Source organism: Tumidithrix elongata BACA0141 (genome assembly GCF_036349135.1).
In the GTDB taxonomy this organism is placed as follows: Bacteria; Cyanobacteriota; Cyanobacteriia; order Pseudanabaenales; family Pseudanabaenaceae; genus Tumidithrix; species Tumidithrix elongata.
This window is the reverse complement of the sequence record NZ_JAZBJZ010000017.1, coordinates 1-15,488: the sequence shown is the minus strand read 5'-3', so window position 1 is coordinate 15,488 and position 15,488 is coordinate 1. Positions and strand designations below refer to the sequence as shown.

Annotated in this window: 15 protein-coding genes and 1 tRNA gene; 9 read left to right on the top strand and 7 right to left on the bottom strand. The window is 46.1% G+C overall.

Features of this window, described 5'->3' with window-relative positions:
* Positions 1 to 20: 20 nt before the first annotated feature.
* Positions 21 to 1,322 (bottom strand): hypothetical protein, encoded by a 1,302-nt coding sequence (locus V2H45_RS06345; RefSeq protein WP_330482780.1) that lies wholly within the window; start codon positions 1,320 to 1,322, stop codon positions 21 to 23.
* Between the two features lie 86 nt (positions 1,323 to 1,408).
* Between V2H45_RS06345 and V2H45_RS06340 the strand changes: the two genes are divergently transcribed.
* On the top strand, positions 1,409 to 2,233 hold the full coding sequence (locus tag V2H45_RS06340; RefSeq protein WP_330482779.1) for a YdcF family protein: 825 nt from the start codon (positions 1,409 to 1,411) through the stop codon (positions 2,231 to 2,233).
* Between the two features lie 14 nt (positions 2,234 to 2,247).
* On the opposite strand, the gene V2H45_RS06335 is transcribed toward V2H45_RS06340, so the two are convergent.
* Positions 2,248 to 2,598 carry a phenylpyruvate tautomerase MIF-related protein gene (locus V2H45_RS06335; RefSeq protein ID WP_330482778.1) on the bottom strand — a complete coding sequence of 117 codons (351 nt, stop codon included), beginning with the start codon at positions 2,596 to 2,598 and terminating at the stop codon, positions 2,248 to 2,250.
* Positions 2,599 to 2,810: 212 nt separating this feature from the next.
* On the opposite strand from V2H45_RS06335, the gene V2H45_RS06330 reads away from it, so the two are divergent.
* The 3 genes from V2H45_RS06330 (at position 2,811) to V2H45_RS06320 (ending at position 4,945) form a co-directional block, all read left to right on the top strand.
* Positions 2,811 to 4,028: a M20 metallopeptidase family protein gene (locus V2H45_RS06330; RefSeq protein ID WP_330482777.1), complete on the top strand. Its 1,218-nt coding sequence runs from the start codon at positions 2,811 to 2,813 to the stop codon at positions 4,026 to 4,028.
* Between the two features lie 66 nt (positions 4,029 to 4,094).
* Positions 4,095 to 4,436 carry a photosystem II reaction center protein Psb28 gene (gene psb28 / locus V2H45_RS06325; protein ID WP_330482776.1) on the top strand — a complete coding sequence of 114 codons (342 nt, stop codon included), beginning with the start codon at positions 4,095 to 4,097 and terminating at the stop codon, positions 4,434 to 4,436.
* The gene (locus V2H45_RS06320; RefSeq protein WP_330482775.1) at positions 4,433 to 4,945 is read left to right on the top strand and encodes a MogA/MoaB family molybdenum cofactor biosynthesis protein; all 513 of its coding nucleotides are present in this window, start codon (positions 4,433 to 4,435) and stop codon (positions 4,943 to 4,945) included. The genes psb28 and V2H45_RS06320 overlap by 4 nt, the downstream gene beginning before the upstream one ends.
* Positions 4,946 to 4,979: 34 nt before the next feature.
* On the opposite strand, the gene V2H45_RS06315 is transcribed toward V2H45_RS06320, so the two are convergent.
* On the bottom strand, positions 4,980 to 5,375 hold the full coding sequence (locus V2H45_RS06315) for a VOC family protein (RefSeq protein ID WP_330482774.1): 396 nt from the start codon (positions 5,373 to 5,375) through the stop codon (positions 4,980 to 4,982).
* 60 nt (positions 5,376 to 5,435) lie between these two features.
* Here V2H45_RS06315 and V2H45_RS06310 point away from each other — a divergent pair.
* The 3 genes from V2H45_RS06310 to V2H45_RS06300 all read left to right on the top strand — a co-directional run bounded on the left by V2H45_RS06310 (position 5,436) and on the right by V2H45_RS06300 (position 6,744).
* Positions 5,436 to 5,507 (top strand) — tRNA-Thr (locus tag V2H45_RS06310).
* 400 nt (positions 5,508 to 5,907) lie between these two features.
* Complete coding sequence (locus V2H45_RS06305; RefSeq protein WP_330482773.1) at positions 5,908 to 6,513, top strand: low-complexity tail membrane protein; 606 nt, start codon at positions 5,908 to 5,910, stop codon at positions 6,511 to 6,513.
* Between the two features lie 69 nt (positions 6,514 to 6,582).
* Positions 6,583 to 6,744: a hypothetical protein gene (locus tag V2H45_RS06300; protein ID WP_330482772.1), complete on the top strand. Its 162-nt coding sequence runs from the start codon at positions 6,583 to 6,585 to the stop codon at positions 6,742 to 6,744.
* 6 nt (positions 6,745 to 6,750) lie between these two features.
* Here V2H45_RS06300 and V2H45_RS06295 read toward each other — a convergent pair whose 3' ends face one another.
* From V2H45_RS06295 to V2H45_RS06285, 3 genes are all read right to left on the bottom strand, one after another.
* Entirely contained in the window at positions 6,751 to 7,452 is a 702-nt protein-coding gene (locus V2H45_RS06295) for an antibiotic biosynthesis monooxygenase (RefSeq protein ID WP_330482771.1), read from the bottom strand.
* A 130-nt stretch (positions 7,453 to 7,582) separates the two neighbouring features.
* A complete protein-coding gene (locus V2H45_RS06290; RefSeq protein ID WP_330482770.1) occupies positions 7,583 to 9,016 on the bottom strand; it encodes an aromatic ring-hydroxylating dioxygenase subunit alpha in 1,434 nt (477 codons plus the stop codon).
* Between the two features lie 73 nt (positions 9,017 to 9,089).
* Positions 9,090 to 10,847, bottom strand: coding sequence for a DEAD/DEAH box helicase (locus V2H45_RS06285; protein ID WP_330482769.1), 1,758 nt, complete (start codon positions 10,845 to 10,847; stop codon positions 9,090 to 9,092).
* 655 nt (positions 10,848 to 11,502) lie between these two features.
* On the opposite strand from V2H45_RS06285, the gene bchL reads away from it, so the two are divergent.
* Together bchL and V2H45_RS06275 are read left to right on the top strand one after the other, a co-directional pair.
* Positions 11,503 to 12,360 carry a ferredoxin:protochlorophyllide reductase (ATP-dependent) iron-sulfur ATP-binding protein gene (gene bchL / locus V2H45_RS06280; RefSeq protein ID WP_330482768.1) on the top strand — a complete coding sequence of 286 codons (858 nt, stop codon included), beginning with the start codon at positions 11,503 to 11,505 and terminating at the stop codon, positions 12,358 to 12,360.
* Between the two features lie 145 nt (positions 12,361 to 12,505).
* Entirely contained in the window at positions 12,506 to 13,903 is a 1,398-nt protein-coding gene (locus V2H45_RS06275) for a ferredoxin:protochlorophyllide reductase (ATP-dependent) subunit N (RefSeq protein WP_330482767.1), read from the top strand.
* A gap of 51 nt (positions 13,904 to 13,954) precedes the next feature.
* Here V2H45_RS06275 and V2H45_RS06270 read toward each other — a convergent pair.
* The coding region (locus V2H45_RS06270; protein ID WP_330482766.1) for a CHAT domain-containing protein at positions 13,955 to 15,488 on the bottom strand (1,534 nt) is incomplete at its 5' end.

The following is a 15,488-nucleotide window of genomic DNA, read 5'->3' as shown; positions in this document are numbered from 1 at the left end:
ACTTAGATCGTGGAAACCCTTTATGTTGCCTTACCTGTTGGTGTGGGCAGATAGGGACGTTGATCGGTAACAGGTGGCTGCATCCAAAATCTGAGCGTGTATACAACGAGCTGTTTAAATTCATTCCAAGCTCTCTCGGAACGTAGATAGGACTCGGCACTAAAGAGAAAAAATTCAGGTTTAATGCGCAGACTCGGTTTGAGTGGCCAAGGTCGATCGTCCGCATTTCTTCTGGCCGTCTCAGTGGGATAAATCGTTCGTAAAGTAACATTTAAGCCTTGATTCCGAAAGGATAAAAAAGTACGGCTACCCTCTAGGGGTGTGGCTAGGAGCAAAATTTTGGCGTGAGTTTTAGGATCGACACCAATAATTTTTTTCTCTTCTAGCTTTTTGATTTCCTCTCCGCTACTGCGGATGGTCAGACCACTAGCTTCAACTAGGATGGAAGATCGAGGTATCGCGTTTGGAAGTCTAGTCAGAAAGGCACACATATCATCAGCATCGGTCATTGGAACTTTGTTTAAAGGCTCTGTGGGCGCCTTGCGATCGCTAAAATATCCGTCATAACGCGCATCATACTTAAGTCCAATATTTGTAACTCCCGCACGCGAGGCAATTTCATCTCTGACGGTTTCACGAGTACGAAAGGGTGGGTTTTCAGGCGCAATGGCGCAGGGATAACCAGCGGGGAGACCAGTCTCTTTGCCCCCACTGACCAGAATAATTGGTTTGCGAATAGCATTCTGCCAAACCCTTGCAGCCTCTAGTAAACTGGGCTCATAGGGAGTGTTATCGGCAAGTACGACAATCACTTCAAATACATTCCGTTTAATATCCGCGAGATCTTGTTCGGTGAGGTTGACAACTTGCCGTCTCTGCGATTGCTCCATTGCATTATCGCCTTGCTGCTCTAGATAGCTGATGAATAAGGTAGAAAAGGCATTATTGCTGGCGATCGCAAAAATAATGAAAGCAATCAAAATCTCTAGACTAACTTTTTCAAGTTTAGCGAGGGCATTTTTGTTATCAACTTCTTTTCCACTTTTGACATAAGACTTGGGATTTTTGAGTCTGAGTAAATTAAAAAACAACAGGAGTAAAATAATTCCCGTAACGGTGAAGGGAAACGTGAACAGATCGATAACGAGTTTAGGAACGGGCTGATCGACAAATCTGAGATTGACAAAGCCAATAATGAGAACTACACCAAAAATAAATAGCCCAATATAGCGAAACCACTCTTTGGGAATGATATTAAATAGATTGATCAAGATTGGAATGGCAACAATCCAAACCAGAATGTTTGTCAGAAGATCAAACATGATCCCTCATGAAATTTTTACTAGCCCGCAATAGGGGAATATCCTAGTTAATCAAGTCCGATCTGTAAAGGTTATCGTCTAAAGTCATGCTAGTTCTGTCCAAGATTTTGCCTCTGTTTCTTGCACCTTTAGGGTTGATTTCAATTTTATTGGGTGCTGCGTTGATTAGCCTGTGGTGCGATCGCAGAAAGCTCAAAAGAGCGCTTGGTTTTGTCAGTCGCAAACCCAGTCGAATTCCGATGATTTGTGTGGGGATGGCTTTAGTGGTGTTGTTAGTTAGCAGTAACGAAGCTTTTGCGAATACCTTGATGCGATCGCTAGAATGGCAAAACCTACCACCGGTCGAATTGCCTAAAGCCGATGCAATTGTAGTTCTGGGGGGTGGCACAAAGCCTCTGATCGCACCACGCCCTTGGTATGAAGTGAATGAAGCTGGCGATCGGATCATCCATGGCTCCAGACTCTGGAAACAGGGCAAAGCCCCTTGGTTGATCGTCAGTGGTGGCAGAGCCGAGTGGTATGGCGAAGGTGGCAACCCAGAATCTCAGGATATGTCCGAAATCGCTCAACTCTTAGGGGTTCCAGCCTCAGCAATTCTCCAAGATTCGACCTCATTAAATACGAGAGAGAATGCCGTCAATGTTCAACAAATTTTGCAATCCCGCAAGATCAATAGGATTCTACTCGTAACTTCAGCGTTACATATGCCGCGATCGCTAGCGATTTTTAAACGATTAGGGATCGAAGCGATCGCCGCACCGACCGACTTTTGGGTTGTCAATAATACCAATGAAAAAGGCTGGACAGCGATCCTCGATTTTCTGCCCAACGCTGAAGCATTACGAAAGACCAACAATGCTCTCAGAGAAATTGTCGGTCTTTGGACTTATACGATTTTGGGTTGGGCTTAAATATCCTTTTTGCTTTAGAACGTCGAACCGTTCCATCCCCAGAGATAACCTTTGGCATCGGCAAATTCAATATAAATGCGGTTTTCGGAGGCACTCAGCGATTTAGCTAACTGTTGGCAAAAATCTTTACTCATCGCCTTAGTTTGCTGTGCGGTGATACTACCTACGCTTTTGATCTCCACATAACAGGTCGGTTCTAGCGTTCCACCAAAGGTCATTGCTACATTTGGCTCAAAGGCTGCCATGACATAAGATTCAGGCTTACCTAAGTGATTTGCTAAAGCCGCAGATAGTTTTTTAAGCAGGGCATCTAAGTCAGGCTTTGCTGGTGCAGAAGTTGAGGTTTGAACTTTAATTAACGGCATAAATTTCAAGAACTAAGAACTGAATTTAAGTATCCATCATGGCGCTAGATCCTAAATCTTTAGACAAGCATATTTGTTACAGAAATATTTATAGGAACTGTGTATTTTAATACCATTACTGAAATTGCTTAGAATAAGAAAACAAAAGCTCACAATCCCTAAAGTAAACAATTACCCGATCGCTCACACAAAACGCTGAACTCATTGGTAACATGGTCTCTTCTCTTCCCTATTTCCCCCCCTCTACTGAATTTCGCATTCGACCCGAAATTTTAGCGTTGCAGTCCAGCTTAGTGCAGTGGCGACGCGAGTTGCATCGATGGCCCGAGTTGGGCTTTAAAGAAAAGCGCACGGCAGAATTTGTTGCCAATAAGCTCACCGCATGGGGAATTCCCCATCAGACAGGTATTGCGCAAACAGGTATCGTCGCCACGATCGCAGGAGGTGGAAAAGGCAAAGGCAAGGTACTGGCAATTCGAGCCGATATGGATGCTTTACCCATCCAAGAAGAAAATATTGTTTCCTACCGATCGCAAATCGATGGCATGATGCATGCCTGCGGTCATGACGGACACACGGCGATCGCCCTCGGGACAGCCCATCATCTTTGGCAACATCGTCACAGCTTTGCAGGCACGGTCAAAATCATCTTTCAGCCTGCTGAGGAAGGGCCTGGCGGCGCGAAACCGATGATCGAAGCGGGTATTCTAGAAAATCCTAAGGTTGATGCGGCGATCGGACTGCACCTTTGGAATAACCTTCCCCTTGGGACAGTGGGCGTGCGTGCAGGCGCTTTGATGGCAGCCGTAGAATTTTTTCACCTACACATTTTGGGTAGAGGCGGTCACGGTGCAATGCCGCACCAGACCGTTGACTCGATTTTAGTCGCAGCTCAGATTGTGAATGCCATGCAAACAATCGTTGCACGTAATGTAAATCCGCTGGATGCTGCGGTTGTAACCATTGGGGAACTGCACGCGGGTAGTGCTATCAACATCATTGCCGATAAGGCGCGAATCAGTGGCACAGTGCGCTATTTCAACCCAGCTTTAGCCGATTTAATTCCCAAACGAGTCGAACAAATTATTGCTGGGGTGTGCCAAAGTCATGGGGCTAGCTATGAGTTTGACTATCAAAAGCTCTATCCACCTGTAATTAACGACCATGCGATCGCGGAGTTAGTGCGATCGGTAGCAGAGTCGGTTGTAGAAACGCCAGCGGGAATTGTGCCCGAATGCCAGACCATGGGTGGCGAAGATATGTCGTTCTTTTTGCAAGCTGTGCCTGGATGCTACTTCTTTTTAGGCTCGGCAAATCCTGAAAAAGATTTAGCCTATCCACACCACCACCCTCGGTTTAACTTTGATGAAACCGCACTGAGCACAGGTGTAGAGATTTTTACCCGTTGCGTCGAGAAATTCTGCCAATAGGCTCAGTTACATGAATACGTATCCCACTATACTTAAAGTTAAATAAATTTAATAAAAAGGTTTAACATGACAGCCAAAATTCAATTAGCGCGTGGTGTAGATGAGGAAGTTTCGGATGTAAGGCTGACCCGCTCTAAGGATGGCAGTACTAGTACGGCAACATTCATTATTAACGAGCCGAACTGTACGAGTTCTGCAAACAGTGGCTTAACCGATATTACAGGCTTGTTTATGATCGACGAAGAAGGTGAGTTGGTTACCCGCAACGTCAATGCTAAGTTTATCAATGGCAAACCCGCTGGCATTGAAGCCGTCTACAAAATGGAAGGCGAAAGTGAGTGGGAGCGATTTATGCGATTTATGGATCGCTATGCCGAAGCCAATGATATGGGATTTAACAAAAAATGAAACCCTCGAATCCTTGTCCAGATCCGCCCACCTATCAGGTTAACTGTGCAGTCATCACTGTCAGCGACACCCGCACGCCCGAAACAGATAAGAGTGGGAACTTTATTAAGCAATCGCTATTGAATGCAGGGCATTTAATCGGCAGCTATATCTTGGTTAAGGATGAGCCAGACCAAATTCGCCAACATATGCTGGAGTTGGCACAAATCCCTGAAATTGATGCTGTGATCTTGAATGGGGGAACAGGGATCGCGCCTAGGGATACAACCTACGATGCGATCGCAGGCTTATTAGAAAAGACCCTGCCCGGGTTTGGTGAAATGTTTCGCTATCTGAGTTGGCAAGAGGTTGGTTCTAGGGCGATCGCTTCTCGTTCTGAGGCAGGGATTTATCAAGGCAAGCTGGTGTTCTCATTGCCCGGCTCTAGTAATGCGGTGAAATTAGCGATCGAGCAGCTCATCTTGCCTGAAATTATCCACCTCGTGCGCCAATTAAAAGGCTTACATTAGCTGCTGAACTATCAGTGACTGAGCGGAGCCAAACTCAAGAATTGGGTCGCTTCTCCACGATTTCCAGTAAATTTCCATCTGGGTCGGTAAGAAAAATGATTTTCTGTCCCCAAGGCATCATCTTGGGTGGGTTGACGTTTTGCACTAGACCTTGAGTTTGGCATTGAAGTAGATGCTGATAGATCGTCTCTAAATGGTCAGCGGTCATGGAAAGTAAAAAGGAATGGCTATTCATTGCAGAGTCCTGATTTTCGCCAAATAATTTAGCTAGCCAGATCCGATCGTAAATGCCAATTTTTAAGCTGCCGCTAAGCCCTTCAGTCCCATCTTGCGCGATCGGCTTGTCAAATTGAAACCCCAAAACCTCGCGATAAAATGTCACAGAGAGATTGACATCTGAGACAAATAAGGCAATATAGTCAATTTCCATGGCAAATATTCTGTTTGATAATTGATATGCCCTCTGCTAGAATTATCATCTAGGTTTTGCGCTGGTGTAGCTCAGTGGTAGAGCAGCTGATTTGTAATCAGCCGGTCGTAGGTTCAATTCCCATCACCAGCTTAAGGGTTTCTCTAATCATTTGCAGCAGGGGCGTTCAAATTGAAGGCAGCTTTGCTTTGTCACACGACATAACGAACGCATACAAGGGAATTTCAGAGGTATTTGGAATCACTCCAAAACCTCTATAGCAATCCTCAATGAGTTGTATTCATTTGTAGCGCAGGCATCTCGCCTGCAAGGGCTGGAAACCCCTAGTACGTTCACAAACAATTAAGAATCGCTATAGATGTTAATTTATGCATCAGATAGTCCTAACTCTATCCAACTAAAGCGTTAGGATGTAACCGAGTAGTCATTTTTGCATCAGCGTAATGGTAATACCATTTTCAAATTCAGATTTGTTGCAAATTCACTTGAAATTGATATAACTACTAGTCCTTAATTTATTGATTTTTCATGTATGTCTTCTTTTAAATCAGAACCGTTTTTGTGGATTCACTTAGCTGGAATTGTTACTTTTCCCGTCTTTTTAGGTATCGTTTGGTTTGGTTTATCGGTAAGCGATCGCTTACCGATCCTGTGGCTAGAAATTCTGCTCATGGTAGGGGTGGGAGTTCTTCCTATTTTTTTGATGCAGTGGGCTCGTCCTTTTGAAATTTTCAGCCTTCTCGTTTTAGCGATGAAGCCTGATAAAATCACCTTCCAACAACGACAGATCTTGAGTTTATTTAAAACACCAAGACAGCAAATCCTCAGCGCTGCAACAGCACTGGCGATGGTGGGAATATTGTATGGGCTATATCAATTGCCCCCCTTAACTGCGATCGCATCTTCTGTACTCACGCAATCTCGTTTTGTCGGGCTATTGATTGCCTCTATCGCATTTGCGGCTGCGAACCTATTTTTGCAAGTACCCATTAGTGTTTTAGGGGTGTTATCGACTGGCGAACAACAATTTGCCAAGATCGAACCCTATCCAACGGAAAAAATCCCTCAAGATTTTACATTGACTGGCTTTCGGGTTGATAAAATTATACCTATTAAGCCAGTTCCTCCAGAAAAGTAGGGCATGCACCCCGTTAGGCTGCTGTCCGAATTCGCCAGATATACAATGCAGCCTTCAACCCTTAAAGTTATGAAGTTTCAACCCCACAATCATCATGAGTCCGCTAGGGAGCTTAATAACGAACTGAAGAACGAACTGAAGGACGAGCCAATCCTATGTCCCCATTGCCGCCGCACTGCCAGTAACGGTATTAAATGTCAGGGCATATGTGTTGCTGACAGCAGCTATTGATTTTTGTTAGGGGTTTAGGGGTAGGGAAATAGCAACTTTTCTCTCCTCTGCGTAGGTAGATTGTAGGTCAGGTAAGGGATGGGAAAGTTCGCCGCCATCTGCGATCGCAGGTGGTGTATAGGTTGTTGATAATGGAAGCTCTATAGGTGGATAAAGCCACGATGCAAACAGCTTCGTCATCTGCGGCATCAGGAGATAGGTCATGGTAGGAACAGCGATCGCGGTGATGACTGCTACGCGCAATACGAGAGGCAATAAGACCAATAGCTGCTGGAATGTTACCGAGATGATGGTAATCAATGGGAACACAGTCAGCCAAGTCACCAAAACCATCTTATAGCGAGGTGGAGGGGTAATTGTGGGTTTGCCGGGAAGCGTGAACCAAGTTTCTAAGCCGCTTAACACCTGAATCTGAGGTGGGCTAATCGTAAGGGGTTCGGCTATGGCGAACCATTGCTGGCGCTCCGCCGAGTTTTCCCAATGGCGTAAGTTACTGAGGCGATCGAACTTAAGAATAATGCGATATTCAGGATCGTCAGCATTGACTGGACGAAAAATATTGCTGCCCAAGTGACCGGGAAATTGCGCGCAGGCTGTGGTGACACCAACCAGAAATGCTTCAAATTCCGCTATGCATTCAGGCTTGACCCGTCGCGCGATCGCAACAGTCACGGATGGGTCGCTAAAGCTATTTTGGCTTTCCGACATTATGAAAATCTTGATTTGATAATTCTTGGCTACCCTACAATGGGCTCGAATACTACTATAAACCAGCTCCTATTCTAAGGTTCAATTCTAAGATCCAAATTCTAAGCTTCAAGAGAAACAATCTGTATTTTTATTTCTTGTTTTTTTCGGGCAGGTTACGGGGTGCGATCGCTTGTCCATCATAAAAACGTCTTTCCAGCTTGCTCAGACCGTACCATGCGGCTCCTGAAACTAGCGTTACTAGGATGAGGAGAACTCCAATGGGAGTTGGAAGTTGAGTGTGGAGGAAGGCAAATAGAGAAGTACTTGCCCAGGCGATCGCACCCAAGATTGCCATACCCAGTTTGAGCCTTTGGATGTTCTTGAGTGCGGCGCTACAACTGGCACATTTAACCGTATGGGAATGGTAGCGATCTAAGAGCTTCTCTGTGGGGATTGCAGGCGGCAAGGTCTGCCCAGCAAAGGGATCGGCATGATATTGATTTACCCAGGTTCGCAACTCTGTGACAAAGCGATCGGCTCCTGTGGGCAGATAAAATGCTTTTGCGAAGTTAGGGCTTCCTCCCTGTGCCTCTAGATAACGCTCTTGAAAGTGCAAAAAGATTTGGTCGTCTTCCAAAATCGCATTCTGGTTAGTATGGGAATACCAACGGGGGGCGAGTTTCAGGAAAAATGCTGGAACTTTAGAAGAGAACTTAAATGGAAATATTGCAAACAAACGACATTCTCCTTTACGGATCGGCGTAGCGTAGACCACTGTGAGCGTTCTACCAAATTGTTTAGAGGTGAGATCGTGCCACATTAATGAGGGCGCGACGAATGTGGTGTCTTGTCTTCCTAATTTTCCTCGCCGAGGGCCTTCTGCCCAAGTACCGACAAATCCCTGTTTACTGGATGCTACTACCTCTAGATCGGCAGGACTGGCATTGGCACGATTGCCGACGGAACGATGATGAGTAAAGGGAAGGTGGCTGGAATCCAATACGTTCTCTAACAGGGTGAGCGCATCATAGGGCAAGTCGCGGAATGTTGTGAGACAGACCCACTCGTCTGGCGTCTCTAGCAGTGGCTCAACTAGAGGAACCTTCGTTTTCAAGGCATTCTCGGGCTGACCTGCATAGACAAAGAGCAAACCCTGTCGAACTATGCTGGGTAATGTCTCGGCACAGGCACGTTTAGACTTTTGGGCTGTGCCATGCTCGGGCTGTTGGGGAATGCGATCGCAGGAACCATCCCCAGTAAAAGCCCAGCCGTGATAGGGACATTCTAGCAAGCCCGCTTCGGTAATTCTACCCTGAGAGAGAGGCGCAAGACGATGGGGACAGCGATCGGCGAACACCTGCCAAGTTTGAGCCTGTTTATCCCACCAAATCACCAAATCTCTCTCTAAAAGCGTAAATGTGGCCAGTTTCGCTTTATCTAAATCCTCTACGTAAAAGATGGGATACCATGCTTCTTTGCCGTCGAACTGTGTGGGATCGCTTCCCCCTGCGGGAATCGTATCAGTTTCTAAAAGATTCAATCCGATCGCGCCATCTGCCAAAGTTATCGTAGAAGTTGTCATGAAAAATTGTGAAAGCTAGGAAGTTCCAAAAATAGCCTAACTCATTATCTTAATTCTTGGTGCTAGAGCGACTCTACCTTTTGACAGGTTGTCGTTGTCTTGGTTGGGGCTGACGCGATCGCGGGTACTCAGACGGCCGCTTTTTCTTGGGCTCAGGTTTAAACCATACCTTCCATACCCAATCGAGAATGCTATCGAGCAGGGTCGCTAATTCTAAAGCAGCTTTACCGATCTGACGGACAATGCCTGATTTTCTGGGTTGGACAGGCTTAGCTCTGCGGCGCTGAGGGGCTTGACGAGGTCTAGATTCGGGCGAGCCTAGATCTGAGCGACGGATGACTTCGCGGGACTGTGAATTTTGGGATGGACGGCGGGGGGAGTTCGATGGTGTTCTGGAATACCCTTGAGAAGCGTCATTGGATAGCTGCGATGATGAATATAGCTGCGATCGCTCGTTATAGGATTGCTGATAGAACTCATCATCCGCCGAACTGGGCAATACTGGGCGTGGGGCAGTACGGGGCAGCACGGGCATTTGAATTTCCTTATGATTCGCCAGCGAATTGGGGCGGAGGCTGCGAGGCTCGCGGTACGAAGCATTGGCAAGATGGGTTTCCAATTCCTTGGTGTTGGGAATTTGGCTCATGACCACATTCGTTTCAAAAATTTCCACGATGCGCTTTTCTGGCATTTCGGGAACAGCGATCGCTGGCCAATCCTCCTCGACAAAATCTTCGATAAAGGGTTCGTTGACAATGCCCTCTAGCGACCAGTAGCGCATGGCTTTTGCCGCACCTAGCCGCAGACAATTCCCCGCATGATCGAGAATTAAGGCTTTGTTCCCATTCTTGGGGCGCAGCCCCCGCCCAATCATCTGTAGATGTAGCGCCACAGACTGAGTAGGACGGCAAAGCTGTACGACTTCGATTTCAGGCATATCGAAGCCTTCCGTAAATAGATTGACATTGGTGAGAACTTTGGTAGCACCTTTACGAAAGCGATCGAGCGTGGCAAGACGGTCTTTGGCGGGGGTGTCACCATCAATGTGTTCCGCTGGAATTCCCGCTTCCTGATAACCCAAGGCGATCGCTTTGGAATGCTCGATATTGATCGCAAAGGTGACGCACTGCCGACCTAGGGCATATTGCTGGTAGGTACTGACGGCTTGCCCTGCTACATAGCGTCTGTCGATCTGTTCGGCTAAATCTCCCTGATTAAAGTCTCCCCCTGTAATGCGGATGCCTTCTTGGGGCAAAAAGCTCTCTGGAGCCAAGACATCATAGTCGGCAAGAAAGCCCCAACTAATCAATTCATGGGTGTCGGGACCTAATACCAAGGATTGATACACCTCTTGAAAACCCTGTCCATCCAAACGGCAGGGCGTGGCGGTTACTCCCAAAATGTAAGCATCGGGAAAGTAGGTCAAAATTTTGAGATAACTGGGGGCGAGCGATAGATGCGCCTCATCAACAATTACGAGCTTGACATCTAGTAGCTGAAACTGTCGTTGTTCTAGCCGTTTGACCAATGTTTGCACCGAAGCACATTGGATCAGTAGGTCTAGATTGAGCGGTTGTCCTGCTTTGATCGTGCCGACGGGTTGCCCCGTAATTTTTTCTAAGGTTTTTTGCGATTGCATCAGCAATTCTTCGCGGTGGGCAAGCACTAAGGACTGTTCGCCGCGATCGCAGAAATGCTTGACGATCTCGCTAAATGTGCGCGTTTTCCCCGATCCTGTAGGCATGGACAATAGGACTTGTCGCCTGCCTGCCTGCCATTCGCCATAGATATCTTGGATAGCTCTATGTTGGTAGTTGCGAAGCTTTGACATATTCAATCGTCCCAGTTGCTGACAATTCGTCCGATAGCATACTAGATGATCGCTTGAATGTCGCTGTTCTCAAATTTTTAATGTTTTTAGGGGCTTTTACTGGTTAGACGACCTCGGAATTTTCTGTTTCTGAATTTTCTGCGAAGATACTTTTCCAAACCCGTTTCAACTCCCCAAAAATTCTCCAGAATTATTTCGGGTTTATCGATCCCCAATTGCCCATACCCGATCGCCATGCTCGAATTTTGATAGACAAAGCGATCGCAGCCATCACTCATGAAAAGGTTCACAACATGTAATAAAAAAATTCACGATTACCAAATCCCGTGAATCAGGCATCAATCTAGGTGCAAGCCTAGAAGCAAGGAATATCGTCTGAGCTAGTTTAAGCCTTTATCCTTAAACCGCTTATTCTGAATGGATTTCAATATTTTTGTTTTTTGTTTTATATTTTATATAATTTAAAACACAAAATTCTAAAAAAAGCATTTATCAGGCTTGAGCCCTATTCAAAGATGCTAGGCTTTTTCAAAGAGCTATATAAATCTTCGGAAACTGAATTAGGGATAGATCTGATTTTCTAGAGTCTTTTCTTTCACCCGCGCATAGTCAATAATTCATTCAGATCAACTTAGGAAGCATTGGAGCATACAACGTGAAATTAGCAGTCTACGGAAAAGGTGGTATTGGTAAGTCCACCACAAGTTGCAACATCTCCGTTGCCTTAGCAAAACGGGGTAAAAAAGTCTTGCAAATCGGTTGCGATCCTAAGCATGACAGCACCTTCACGCTAACGGGTTACTTAATTCCTACGATCATTGATACCCTTGCCGAAAAAGACTATCACTACGAAGATGTCTGGCCCGAAGATGTAATTTACAAAGGCTATGGTGGTGTGGATTGTGTAGAGGCAGGTGGGCCTCCTGCGGGTGCTGGCTGTGGCGGTTATGTGGTTGGTGAGACCGTCAAACTGCTCAAGGAACTCAATGCTTTTGACGAATACGATGTGATTCTGTTTGATGTTTTGGGCGACGTCGTTTGTGGTGGTTTTGCCGCACCGCTCAACTATGCTGATTACTGCCTGATCGTTACGGACAACGGCTTTGATGCTTTATTCGCTGCCAATCGCATTGCTGCCTCGGTACGGGAAAAGGCACGGACTCACTCGCTACGGTTGGCTGGTTTGATCGGCAATCGCACGAGCAAGCGCGACTTGATCGACAAGTACATTGACAATGTTCCCATGCCTGTTTTGGAAATCTTGCCCCTAATTGAAGACATTCGCGTTTCTAGAGTCAAGGGCAAAACCCTATTTGAGATGGCAGAAAACGATCCAGACCTCAACTATGTCTGCGATTACTATCTCAATATTGCCGATCAACTTCTAGCCATGCCCGAAGGTGTCGTTCCTAAGGATGTCGCCGATCGCGAACTATTTACCCTACTCTCTGATTTCTACCTCAACCCCGCCGCACCCCAAAAGTCTGAAGAACTTGACCTGATGATGGTGTAGGGAAAATTGATTTAGATATAAGATTTACCCCACCCTAGCCCTCCCCTTGCAAAGGGGAGGGAACAAGATCTCCGATAACTGACAACTGACAACTGACAACTGACAACTGATAACTGATAACTGATAACTGATAACCTAGTAACTTATGACTCTTGCTGCTGAACCTCAAGCTTTGAACTTTGAGTGTGAAACTGGTAACTATCATACCTTTTGCCCAATTAGCTGTGTCGCTTGGCTTTATCAAAAAATTGAAGATAGCTTCTTTTTGGTAATCGGCACAAAGACCTGCGGCTATTTTCTCCAAAATGCGATGGGTGTGATGATCTTTGCTGAGCCTCGCTATGCCATGGCTGAGCTAGAAGAAGGAGATATTTCCGCACAACTCAATGACTATGAAGAACTGAAGCGCTTGTGCTTGCAAATCAAACGCGATCGCAACCCCAGCGTCATTGTCTGGATTGGGACTTGCACCACTGAAATCATCAAAATGGATCTAGAAGGTCTAGCGCCTCGATTGGAAGCTGAGATCGGAATTCCAGTTGTGGTGGCGCGTGCCAATGGTCTCGACTATGCGTTTACGCAGGGCGAAGATACCGTACTCGCAGCCATGGCAGCGCGTTGCCCAGAGAAAGCGCTAGAAGGCGAAAAGAAAGAGCGACTTGCGATTAGTTCTTTGCTTAATTTTGGCAAAAAAAAGGAAGAAGTCGATGCCGATGAATCTGGCTATGTGAAGCATACGCCACTGGTTCTATTTGGTTCGCTCCCCGATCCTGTTGTCACTAACCTGACCTTAGAACTCAAAAAACAAGGGATTAAAGTGTCAGGCTGGTTGCCTTCTAAACGGTTTACGGAGTTGCCAGCGATCGAAGAAGGCTACTACACCTGTGGCGTGAATCCCTTCCTCAGTCGTACTGCTACAACGCTGATGCGTCGTCGCAAGACAAAGCTGATCGGTGCGCCATTCCCCATCGGCCCTGATGGCACTCGCGCTTGGATTGAGAAGATCTGCTCGGTCATGGGCATCACGCCTCAAGGCTTGGAAGAACGGGAACAGCAAATCTGGGAAAGTATGGAAGACTACTTGCAGTTAATTCGTGGCAAGTCGGTATTCTTTATGGGTGACAACCTATTGGAAGTCTCTTTGGCTCGCTTTTTGACCCGTTGCGGTATGCACGTTCAAGAGATTGGCATTCCCTATATGGATAAGCGCTATCAAGGGGCTGAGTTAGAACTTCTGCAAAAAACCTGTAATGACATGGGTGTTCCCTATCCCACGATTGTAGAGAAGCCCGATAACTACAATCAAATTGAGCGTATTCACCAACTCAAGCCCGATCTCGTAATTACGGGTATGGCTCATGCGAACCCACTCGAAGCACGCGGCATCAATACCAAGTGGTCTGTGGAATTTACCTTCGCTCAAATTCATGGCTTTAGCAATGCCCGTGACATTCTAGAGCTAGTAACCCGTCCGCTCCGTCGCAACAATAGTCTTAAAGACTTAGGTTGGGACAAGCTGGTACGCGAAGAAGCCAAGGTCTAGTTCTCATTAAAAAAAGGAAACGCCTCCATATGGAGGTGTTTCCTTTTTTCTTTACAACCCATTTCCAATTAGGACAAATGCTGACCAGTAATAGGGATGATTGTAATTAATCTCTCCCTGCTTTACGGGGCGGCGAATCATGGTTAGCTGTGCTTCCCTGAGCGAAGTTGACATACTGACATTTCCCTTTTGTAAGTTGCCATAAAATGACTCCATCAACAACTGCGTGCCGCCATCAGAGACCGTCCAGAGGGAGGCAATGGAAGCTTTAGCCCCTGCTCTTTGCACCTGATAGCCAAAACCGAGAATTTCTGCGCCATTCCCAGAACCGCCTAATCCTGTCTCACAGGCACTGAGAATGACTAGATCGGTGTCTTTTAAATTCCATTCGTTAATTTCGGCAAGCGTCACCTTACTCCCATCACCAAACAACACGTAGGAATCTAATGGGCTACCCGATTTGAACTGAGCGTGCGTAGCAAAATGCACGATCGCCTGTCCTACAACTTTTGATTTTGTGGCAGTTGCTGTAAATTCCCCTTCGATCAGCTTTGTCGTATTCGTAAAAATTGCCGCGATGCGATCGACTTCGGAAATGGTTGCAGGTAGCCCACTGAAACGAAAGCGAGTTTCACCACCTTTGCCGCCAAATGCACCAGCGAAAATGCGTAAATTTGCTTGAGGCTTACTATCTGGATCGAAAAGACTGTAAGCAATCAAGTTATTGACGCGATATTTTTCCACCAGCCACTGTTTGCCATCATAGAGCGCCGCAAGGGGAATGTAGCGCAACTTACCATCGGGTGCGTAGAGAATCGTGGTAGCTTTGGCAAGTTTTAGATCCGCTTCAATTGGTTTAATCAGAATGTCATAGAGCTTTTTACTAGAGTCTTTCACATCAATAGAGGTGTAGTCTCGCAGGTCTGCGCGATAGTCGGCGATCAGTTTCTCAAATTCTGCTTTTTTAATCGCAACCGTGCGATTGACGGGGAGGGTATTTGCCGAGAAGACGATAATTTCAAGACGATCGTCGAGAATCAGAGGATAGATTAAAACTGCGCCTTGCGGCAACTTTTGTAAATAGTCAGGAACCTTATTAATTTCTGATTTTGGCAATTGCTGAATCTTGTTTGCCAGATCGCGATTCAATTCTGGGATTTTCTCATAGCTAATAGCTAAAAGCTGACCGCTAATCGCTTTTTCTGGCTCTAAAAGTTCAACTCCCTTTGCCGTGCGATCGCTGCCTTTGACATTTTTGAGATAGTCTTCGAGTTCTTGGATTTTGAGTAAGTCGAGAACTTGTAATGCTTCAGTAACACGACCTTGCTTGAGCAAAAGATCGGCAAGGGTACGATAGGTATCGGCAACGGTTTTAGTAAAAGACTGCTGTTCTTCTCGACTGAGTTTCTTTAGATCGTTGCGAATCGATTCGCGTACCTTAACGGATTCTTTAAAGAAAAGAATGGCTATTTCAGCTTGAGACTGAGCATTCAGGGTATAACCAATATTGTTGAGCGTTTTCCCTTCTGTAGAGCGATCGCCGACCTGTTTGATAATTGCAAGGGCTTGCTGGTAATACTCCAGT

What these genes read in the sequence shown, in the direction of transcription:
- V2H45_RS06345 (WP_330482780.1), bottom strand. Translation starts at nt 1,322, where the DNA reads ATGTTTGATCTTCTGACAAACATTCTGGTTTGGATTGTTGCCATTCCA.
- V2H45_RS06340 (WP_330482779.1), top strand. Translation starts at nt 1,409, where the DNA reads ATGCTAGTTCTGTCCAAGATTTTGCCTCTGTTTCTTGCACCTTTAGGG.
- V2H45_RS06335 (WP_330482778.1), bottom strand. Translation starts at nt 2,598, where the DNA reads ATGCCGTTAATTAAAGTTCAAACCTCAACTTCTGCACCAGCAAAGCCT.
- V2H45_RS06330 (WP_330482777.1), top strand. Translation starts at nt 2,811, where the DNA reads ATGGTCTCTTCTCTTCCCTATTTCCCCCCCTCTACTGAATTTCGCATT.
- psb28 (WP_330482776.1), top strand. Translation starts at nt 4,095, where the DNA reads ATGACAGCCAAAATTCAATTAGCGCGTGGTGTAGATGAGGAAGTTTCG.
- V2H45_RS06320 (WP_330482775.1), top strand. Translation starts at nt 4,433, where the DNA reads ATGAAACCCTCGAATCCTTGTCCAGATCCGCCCACCTATCAGGTTAAC.
- V2H45_RS06315 (WP_330482774.1), bottom strand. Translation starts at nt 5,375, where the DNA reads ATGGAAATTGACTATATTGCCTTATTTGTCTCAGATGTCAATCTCTCT.
- V2H45_RS06305 (WP_330482773.1), top strand. Translation starts at nt 5,908, where the DNA reads ATGTCTTCTTTTAAATCAGAACCGTTTTTGTGGATTCACTTAGCTGGA.
- V2H45_RS06300 (WP_330482772.1), top strand. Translation starts at nt 6,583, where the DNA reads ATGAAGTTTCAACCCCACAATCATCATGAGTCCGCTAGGGAGCTTAAT.
- V2H45_RS06295 (WP_330482771.1), bottom strand. Translation starts at nt 7,452, where the DNA reads ATGTCGGAAAGCCAAAATAGCTTTAGCGACCCATCCGTGACTGTTGCG.
- V2H45_RS06290 (WP_330482770.1), bottom strand. Translation starts at nt 9,016, where the DNA reads ATGACAACTTCTACGATAACTTTGGCAGATGGCGCGATCGGATTGAAT.
- V2H45_RS06285 (WP_330482769.1), bottom strand. Translation starts at nt 10,847, where the DNA reads ATGTCAAAGCTTCGCAACTACCAACATAGAGCTATCCAAGATATCTAT.
- V2H45_RS06275 (WP_330482767.1), top strand. Translation starts at nt 12,506, where the DNA reads ATGACTCTTGCTGCTGAACCTCAAGCTTTGAACTTTGAGTGTGAAACT.